This window comes from Micromonospora sicca (genome assembly GCF_003172935.1).
GTDB lineage: Bacteria > Actinomycetota > Actinomycetes > Mycobacteriales > Micromonosporaceae > Micromonospora > Micromonospora sicca.
Genome location: NZ_QGKS01000411.1, coordinates 1 through 7,779, shown reverse-complemented (window position 1 = coordinate 7,779; position 7,779 = coordinate 1). Strand labels below are relative to the sequence as shown.

Genomic DNA, 7,779 nt, shown 5'->3' with positions numbered 1-7,779 from the left:
CTCCAGATCCCCGCCGTGGCGCTGTCCGACACCCACCGACACCGCCAGGTCGGCGACCCGGAGTCGATCGACCGGGCGTGGCGGGGTGGCTCAGTCGGAGAGGGGGACGCCGGAGGCGGCTGCGACGCCCTCCAGGTAGCCCCGGGCCCGTTCGGTCTTCGGATAGCGGCCGACCAGACCCCAGAACCGGGCGTTGTGGCTGGGCACGATCAGGTGGGCCAGCTCGTGCAGGAGCACGTAGTCGACCACCCAGTCCGGCATGTCCTGGATGCGGTGGGAGATGCGGATGGTCCGGTCGGCCGGGGTGCAGGAACCCCAGCGGCCGTTCTGGTTGGTGACCCAGCGGACGCTGGCCGGCGCGGTCTCGGCGCGGTGGTCGGGCAGGTAGAGGTCGACCAGCCGGGCGGCGCGGAAGAGCAGCTCCGCGTCGGAGCGGGCCAGCCGACCCTCCCGGGCGGCGAGCCGGGCCAGCATCCGGTCGACCCACTCGCTCTCCTCGGCCCGGGAGAACTGGTCGGGGATGAGCACCACGACCCGCTCGCCGTCGCGGTACGCGGACACTGTGCGTCGCCGGCGCTGACTGCGCCGCACCTCGACGACGGGCTTCCGCGTCCCGGCCATCACTGACCCGCGCAGCCTCGGATGACTGTCACGAGGGAAAGCTAATGCGTACTGACCAGGGGTCCGCAAGAGTCAACACGACGACACGCGCCCGGAAAATGGTGGTTGGTCGCCAGGAGTCCTGAAAAATTTCTTTGCGGAGGACGAGAAGTCGTCTCCGGTCACCCTTCGTGGCGGCCGGTCCGGCCGCCGGCGCGTCACCTGCCGGCGCCCACCCACGTTAGGTGATCACCCGGCGGAGCGCCGCACGGGGGCCGCCGGAAGGGGGATCTGAGCGCATTCACCCGGCGTGTCCCCGCGAAACTGACTTATCCGACGTAATTCGGCATGCACACTCTCGACGTCGACTTCCTCACAGTGTCGATGCACAGCTGACATGGAACTGCCCGTTCCTGGGTAGGGTCCGCCAACCAGCGGTCATGAGCGTGGCCGCGGAGAAAGACCCAGCGCCGGCGCCTCGTGGCCCGCCGCCGGGAAACCCGCTGGGACGGCGTGTCCGGCGGACGAGACGAGGAGGCTACCGTGGCCGACCAGGCCCAGACCTACAACGGTTACTGCGTCAAGTGCAAGGAGAAGCGGGACTTCGAAGGGCACATCGAGGTCTCGAAGACCGGCATGAACATGGCCAAGGGCAAGTGCCCGGTCTGCGGGACAACAGTGAACCGCATTCTCGGCAAGGCCAAGGTCTGACCCGTACGGGTCCGGGGGAGGGGTGGCCGATGGCCACCCCTCCCCCGTTTGCCGTCCCGGGACGGAGCGGACTGTCGGCTGGCCGACACGACCACCGGCGGGCTGTGGAAAACCCGCTCATTCCTGTGGACAACCCTGGGTAGGGCGCGGCGCACCTGTGGACAACGATCGACGGAGGGCACGGACACGATCACCATCCGTGTCATGAGCCGTGCCACCCCGCTGACCCGTCCCACCCTGCTGCCCGGGCTGACCCGCCTCTGGCGGGACCGGCACACCCTGCAGCTCGGGGTGGAGCCCGGCCGTGCCGTCCTGCTGGAGGTGGCCAACCCCCGGGCCGCCCACCTGCTCGACCTGCTGGACGGCACCCGTAGCGAGCGCAGCGTCCTCGACTGCGCGACGACGGCGGACGTACCGTCCGACGAGGCCCGCGCCCTGCTCGACACGCTGCACGCCGCCGGCCTGGTCGTACCCGCGCACACCCTGCTCCCCCGCGACCTCGCCGGGCCGGTGCGGGCCCGGCTCGCCGCCGAGGCCGGGGCGCTGGCGCTGGCCGTGCCCGGGCCGCCCGGCACGCCCGCCCAGGTGCTGCGCCGCCGCCGGGCCGCCCGGGTGCTGGTCACCGGCGCCGGCCGGCTCGGCGGTCCGCTCGCCGTGGCGCTGGCCCAGGCCGGCGTCGGCCACCTGGATCCCGACCTGGCCGGCCCGGTCCGCCCGGCCGACCTGGTCGGCACCGGCCTGGCCGCCGCCGAGGTGGGCCGGCCCCTTGCCGCCGCGCTCCGCAGCCTGCTCGGGCGCGTCGCGCCGGGCACCGGGACCGCGCCGTTGCGACGCGGCCGGGTCGACCTGGTCGTCCAGCTCGGCACCGACCGGCCGGCCGCCCTGCTCGCCGCCCGGTACGCCCAGCGCCGCCAGCCCCACCTCCTGGTCGGCCTGCGCGGCGGCGTGCCGCTGGTCGGCCCGCTGGTCCGGCCCCCGGTCGGGCCCTGCCTGAACTGCCTCGACCTGCACCGGGTCGACCGGGACCCGGACTGGCCCGCGCTCGCCGCCCAGCTCGCGGCCGGCGACGCGGACCAGGCCTGCGCCGCCACCACCGGGCTCGCGGCGGTGGCGTACGCGGCGGCGGAGGCGCTGGCCCACCTCGACGGCGGCACCCCGGAGACGCTCGGCTGCACGGTCGAGGTCGGCGGCGCCGGCCGGTTCCGCCGTCGAATCTGGTCCCCCCATCCGTCCTGCGAATGCTCGGGTGGTCGCCGGATCCGGTTCGAGCCCACCCGCTCCCGGCTTCGTAGCAGCAGCGGGCCCCCCGAGTCGGTAACAATGACCGGGTGACCGACATCCCGCGCCGGGCCGTGTCCCGGACCGCCAAGCTCGCCGCTCTGCCGCTCGGCTTCGCCGGCCGGACCGTCCTCGGGATGGGCAAGCGGGTCACCGGGCTCGCGTCCGACGTCATCTCCGCGGAGATCCAGCAGCGCACCGCGGAGCAGCTGTTCAGCGTCCTGGGCCAGCTCAAGGGCGGGGCGATGAAGTTCGGCCAGGCGCTGTCGGTCTTCGAGGCGGCCCTGCCCGAGGAGATCGCGGCCCCGTACCGGCAGGCGCTCACCAAGCTCCAGGAGGCCGCCCCGCCGCTGCCCGCGGCGACCGTGCACAAGGTGCTCGCCGAGCAGCTCGGCCCGGACTGGCGGGACCGCTTCGTGGAGTTCGACGACACCCCCGCCGCGGCGGCCAGCATCGGCCAGGTGCACCGCGCGGTCTGGCGCGATCCCGGGTACGGCCCGTCCGGCGGCCCGAAGCACCGGGACGTGGCGGTGAAGATCCAGTACCCGGGCGCGGGCGACGCGCTGCTCGCCGACCTCAAGCAGCTCTCCCGGCTGGGCGCGATGTTCCGGGCGATCCAGCCCGGGCTGGACGTCAAGCCGCTCCTGGTGGAGCTGCGCGAGCGGATCACCGAGGAGCTGGACTACGAGCTCGAGGCCGAATCGCAGCGCGCCTTCGCGGCGGCGTACGCGGACGACCCGGAGATCTTCATCCCCGAGGTGCTCGACTCCTCGCCCCGGGTCCTGATCACCGAGTGGATCGAGGGGACGCCGCTGTCGCAGATCATCCGGGAGGGCACCGAGGAGGAGCGCGACGAGGCCGGGCGGCTGATGGCCGTGCTGCACCTCTCCGCGCCGATGCGGGCCGGACTGCTGCACGCCGACCCGCATCCGGGCAACTTCCGGCTGCTGCCCGACGGCCGGCTCGGCGTGATCGACTTCGGCGCGGTGGCCCGGATGCCCGAGGGCACCCCCGAGCCGATCGGCCGGATCGCCGCGCTGGCGCTCCGCGGCGACGCGGAAGCGGTGGTGGCCGGCCTGCGCGAGGAGGGCTTCGTCAGCCCCACCGAGCCGATCGACGCCGAGGCGGTGCTCGACTTCCTCCGGCCGATGCTGGAGCCGATCGCCGCCGAGGAGTTCCGGTTCACCCGGGCCTGGCTGCGGGGCGAGGCGACCCGGCTTGCCAGCCCCCGGTCGCCCACCTTCCAGCTCAGCCGGCAGCTCAACCTGCCCCCGTCGTACCTGATGATCCACCGGGTGACGCTGGGCTCGATCGGGGTGCTCTGCCAGTTGGAGGCGAAGGCGCCGTACCGGGCGATCCTGGAGCGCTGGCTCCCCGGCTTCGCCCCGGTGGCCTGACCGACGGAACACCGCGGGGGGCGGTGGCCGGACTTCCGGCCACCGCCCCCGCGAATCGGTACGGACTAGAGAACGCCCAGGTCGCGAGCCGACTGCTTGCGGCTGGTCATGGCGACGGTACGGGCGGAACGGGTTGCCTCAGTGCTCGTGGTGGTGCGACCGGCCTGAGGCCGGGGCATTCGGGCCCGGGACAACGCTTCGTGGAGTAGTTGCATCTCGACGGCTCCATTGGGTGCGTACAGCATCTGATTCATCTCTCTGACAACCGGCTCGCGGCCGGCCTGGGTACGGATCGGGTGCATTGTCAGGCTGCCAGCCGGACCGCGTGCCGCGACTCGGACAGCCCACTGGCCGCCAGTCGCGCCTCGGCCTCGACCCGCAGGGCGGCGTCACGGGCGAGGTCCTCCTTGCGCGGACGGCCACGGGGCCGCTTGCGCGGGACGACCGCGCCACGCTCGAAGATCTCGCCACCCCAGACGCCCCAGGGCTCGGCCCGCTCCGCCGCACCGGCGAGGCACTCGACGCGCAGCGGGCAGTCCCCGCAGAGCGACTTGGCCAGCTCGAGCTCGGCAGGCGAGTCGGAGAACCACAGGTCGGGGTCGAACTTCCGGCAGGGCAGGTTCGCCTCCACGTCGACGCTCACGTCGAGCGGGGCCAACGCCAGACTCATGCCCGGTCACCTCTCTCTCACTTCGATCTCGTGGATCGCATTTCCGACGTACTTCGGCAGGGCAAAAAAACTGAGGCCGCGGATCCCGGTGTGCGGGTTCCGCGGCCTCGAGGTGAGCCGGTGGTCTGGTGATCAGACCGGTCTACCTCGAGGTGGAACGCCGCGGACATCCATGCGCTTCTTGGCGCCATCGATGCCCTTGCCCGTGAAGCCACTGGTCCCCGGGTTCTGAATTCCGGTGGGCGCAACGGTCAGGGTCAGCTCGGCCTGAACCTGGACCTGGTGCACCTGCGGAACGGACGGTCGCGCAGCGGCAAGGACCACCCGGACAGCCGACAGCGGAGCGCAGGCAGCCGGCATCACCGCCGGACGCTCATAGGTGAAGATCTCCACGGGTGCCACCTCCCTCACGTTCCTCGTGCCGACTATGGACTCAGCCCCTGTGAGCAGCCGGAATGGCGCCGCTCCCAAGGTGTGTCCTGAGGCTATTCCTCGCCCCAGGGCGAGGGCAAACGAATTTACGACTCGATTTCGAAAGTTTTCTCCGGGCAGACGTCGTCGACCGCCGCGCCCTCCACCAGGGCCAGCACGGTCTCGCCGTAAAGGCCCAGTTTGCGGGGACCGATCCCGGCGATCGCGATCAGCTCCTCGGTCCGGCCCGGCTTCCGCTCGGCCAGCGCGGTCAGCGTGGCGTCGGTGAACACCACGTACGCCGGCACCTTCTGCGCGCCGGCCACCCGTTGCCGCCACTCACGCAGCCGCTCGTACAGTTCCTCGTCGATGTCGGACGGGCAGGTCGGGCAGCGGCCCAGCTTGCGGTCCGCCCCGCCGAGCAGGGTCGCGCCGCAGATCCGGCAGGAGACGACCTGGTTGCGCCGCCGCTCGGTCCGCCGGGCCGCGCCCGGACCGGCCCGCTCGGCGCCGCCGCCCGAGCGGTCGAGCTGGGGCAGGAAGCGGGACGGCCGCCGGGCCCGTCCGCCCGGCGAGCGGGCCCCGGCGTACGACAGCCAGAGCCACTCCCGGGCCCGGGTGATCCCGACGTAGAGCAGCCGGCGCTCCTCCTCGACCTGTTCCGGGGTCTTCGCGTACGTGGTGGGCAGGGTGCCCTCGGCGAGACCGACCAGGAAGACGGCGTCCCACTCCAGGCCCTTGGCGGAGTGCAGCGAGGCCAGACTCACCCCGTCGACCGTGGGCACGTGCTGCTGGGCGGCGCGCCGGGCCAACTCGTCGTTGAAGTCGGCGAGCGTCACCGGCCGTTCCACCGCGGCGGCCTCGCCGACCGGCAGCACCTCGGGCGTCGCGGCGTACTCCTCGGCGAGCTGGACCAGCGCGGCGAGCGCCTCCCAGCGCTCCCGGGCCGCGCCGCCGGCCGGGGCGGCGTCGGGGGCCCAGCCGACCGCGGAGAGCCCCTCGACGACGGCGGTCGGCAGCGGTGTCTCCCCCGGGATCGAGCGGGTAGCGGCGCGCAGCGCGACCATCGCCTGGCGCACCTCGGGCCGCTCGAAGAAGCGCTCCGCCCCCTGCACCACGTACGGCACCTCGGCCTCGGTGAGCGCCTTCTCGTACGCCTCGGACTGCGCGTTGGTGCGGAACAGCACCGCGATCTCCCGGGCCGGGGTGCCGCCGTCGACCAGCGCCCGGCAGCGGGCCGCGACGGCGTTGGCCTCGGCCGGCTCGTCGGTGAAGATCCGCAGCTCCGGTTCGGGACCGGCCGGGCGCTGCCCCACCAGCTCCAGCCGCAGCCGGGCCTCGGCGCCCCGGGCCTGCGAGATCACCGCGTTGGCCAGCCCGACCACCTGCGGGGTGGAGCGGTAGTCGCGGACCAGCCGGACCACCGTGGCGCCCCGGTGCCGGCGCGGGAAGTCCACCAGGTACGACGAGCTGGCCCCGGTGAAGGAGTAGATGGTCTGGCTGGCGTCGCCGACCACGGTGAGGTCGTCCCGGCCGCCGAGCCAGGCCTCCAGCAGCCGCTGCTGGAGCGGGTTGACGTCCTGGTACTCGTCGACGACGAAGTGCCGGTACTGGCCGCGCACCTGCTCGGCGACGTCGGGGTGCTCCTCGATCCCCCAGACGGCGGCGCGCAGCATGTCCTCGAAGTCGATCACGCCGTTGCCGCGCTTGAGCTTCTCGTACGCGGCGAAGACCTCGGCCACCTTCGCCGGCTCGTGCGGGGTGTCGCGCAGCGCCTTGGCCGCGGCCACCACGTACTCGCCGGGCTCGACCAGGGACGACTTCGCCCACTCGATCTCGCCGGCGAGGTCCCGGGCGGCGGCCCGGTCGGCCCGCAGGCCCACCTTGGCGGCGGCCAGGGTGACCACCCGGACCTTGCTGTCCAGCAGCTCCGGCATGGCCCGCCCCTCCAGCAGCCGGGGGGCGAAGTAGCGCACCTGGCGCAGGGCGGCGGCGTGGAAGGTGCGTGCCTGCACGCCGGCCACCCCCAGCGCGGTGAGCCGGGCCCGCATCTCGGCGGCGGCGCGGGCGGTGAAGGTGACCGCGAGCACGTGTCGGGGGGAGATGTCCCCGGTGAGTGCGCGGTGGGCGATCCGGGAGGTCACCGCGCGGGTCTTGCCGGTCCCCGCGCCGGCCAGGATGCAGACCGGACCGGCCGGGGCGGTCACCGCGGACCGCTGCTCCGGGTCGAGCCCGGCCAGCACCCGTTCCGCCGCTGAATGAACCACCACAGGCAGGAATCATTCCAGCCGCCGGCGATGTTGCAGCGATTAGCCTGGCCTGATCTGACGGGCGTGAGCCACCCCTTGGAGGACCTGATCATGTTGACGATGTATTCCACCACGTGGTGCGGCTACTGCCACCGGCTGAAGTCGCAGCTCGACCGGGAGGGCATCGGGTACGAGGTGGTCGACATCGAGCAGGACCCGAAGGCCGCGGAGTTCGTGATGAAGGTCAACGGCGGCAACCAGACCGTCCCGACCCTGCGCTTCGCCGACGGCAGCGCCCTCACCAACCCCTCGATCACCCAGGTCAAGCAGCACCTCGCCAGCCTGAACGCCTGACCCACAGCACCGCACGGGAAGAGCGGCCGCCCCTTCCGGGGCCGGCCGCTCTTCCCATCTCCCGACCCCCTGTCTCTTCTACCCATCTCCGAGCCCACGAGACGCGTAG

8 protein-coding genes are annotated in these 7,779 nt (G+C 72.9%); 4 read left to right on the top strand and 4 right to left on the bottom strand.

Annotation, left to right across the window (positions count from 1 at the left end):
- Positions 1–90 precede the first annotated feature (90 nt).
- The gene (locus DKT69_RS32085; protein ID WP_109805176.1) at positions 91–621 is read right to left on the bottom strand and encodes a M48 metallopeptidase family protein; all 531 of its coding nucleotides are present in this window, start codon (positions 619–621) and stop codon (positions 91–93) included.
- A 522-nt stretch (positions 622–1,143) separates the two neighbouring features.
- Between DKT69_RS32085 and DKT69_RS37985 the strand changes: the two genes are divergently transcribed.
- The 3 genes from DKT69_RS37985 to DKT69_RS32075 all read left to right on the top strand — a co-directional run bounded on the left by DKT69_RS37985 (position 1,144) and on the right by DKT69_RS32075 (position 3,986).
- Positions 1,144–1,311, top strand: coding sequence for a DUF5679 domain-containing protein (locus DKT69_RS37985; RefSeq protein WP_007072829.1), 168 nt, complete (start codon positions 1,144–1,146; stop codon positions 1,309–1,311).
- A gap of 204 nt (positions 1,312–1,515) precedes the next feature.
- Positions 1,516–2,643 carry a TOMM precursor leader peptide-binding protein gene (locus DKT69_RS32080; protein WP_109805175.1) on the top strand — a complete coding sequence of 376 codons (1,128 nt, stop codon included), beginning with the start codon at positions 1,516–1,518 and terminating at the stop codon, positions 2,641–2,643.
- On the top strand, positions 2,640–3,986 hold the full coding sequence (locus DKT69_RS32075) for an ABC1 kinase family protein (protein ID WP_109805174.1): 1,347 nt from the start codon (positions 2,640–2,642) through the stop codon (positions 3,984–3,986). The genes DKT69_RS32080 and DKT69_RS32075 overlap by 4 nt, the downstream gene beginning before the upstream one ends.
- A gap of 304 nt (positions 3,987–4,290) precedes the next feature.
- Here DKT69_RS32075 and DKT69_RS32065 read toward each other — a convergent pair whose 3' ends face one another.
- The 3 genes from DKT69_RS32065 to DKT69_RS32055 form a co-directional block, all read right to left on the bottom strand.
- Positions 4,291–4,656, bottom strand: coding sequence for a WhiB family transcriptional regulator (locus DKT69_RS32065; RefSeq protein ID WP_109805172.1), 366 nt, complete (start codon positions 4,654–4,656; stop codon positions 4,291–4,293).
- A 132-nt stretch (positions 4,657–4,788) separates the two neighbouring features.
- The gene (locus DKT69_RS32060) at positions 4,789–5,016 is read right to left on the bottom strand and encodes a hypothetical protein (protein WP_255544696.1); all 228 of its coding nucleotides are present in this window, start codon (positions 5,014–5,016) and stop codon (positions 4,789–4,791) included.
- 158 nt (positions 5,017–5,174) lie between these two features.
- A complete protein-coding gene (locus tag DKT69_RS32055) occupies positions 5,175–7,337 on the bottom strand; it encodes an ATP-dependent DNA helicase UvrD2 (protein ID WP_109805170.1) in 2,163 nt (720 codons plus the stop codon).
- A 90-nt stretch (positions 7,338–7,427) separates the two neighbouring features.
- On the opposite strand from DKT69_RS32055, the gene DKT69_RS32050 reads away from it, so the two are divergent.
- A complete protein-coding gene (locus DKT69_RS32050) occupies positions 7,428–7,670 on the top strand; it encodes a mycoredoxin (RefSeq protein WP_109805177.1) in 243 nt (80 codons plus the stop codon).
- Positions 7,671–7,779: the final 109 nt, after the last annotated feature.

Coding starts and splice junctions, on each gene's coding strand:
- DKT69_RS32085 (WP_109805176.1), bottom strand. CDS start 621: ATGGCCGGGACGCGGAAGCCCGTCGTCGAGGTGCGGCGCAGTCAGCGC.
- DKT69_RS32080 (WP_109805175.1), top strand. CDS start 1,516: ATGAGCCGTGCCACCCCGCTGACCCGTCCCACCCTGCTGCCCGGGCTG.
- DKT69_RS32065 (WP_109805172.1), bottom strand. CDS start 4,656: ATGAGTCTGGCGTTGGCCCCGCTCGACGTGAGCGTCGACGTGGAGGCG.
- DKT69_RS32060 (WP_255544696.1), bottom strand. CDS start 5,016: ATGCCGGCTGCCTGCGCTCCGCTGTCGGCTGTCCGGGTGGTCCTTGCC.
- DKT69_RS32050 (WP_109805177.1), top strand. CDS start 7,428: ATGTTGACGATGTATTCCACCACGTGGTGCGGCTACTGCCACCGGCTG.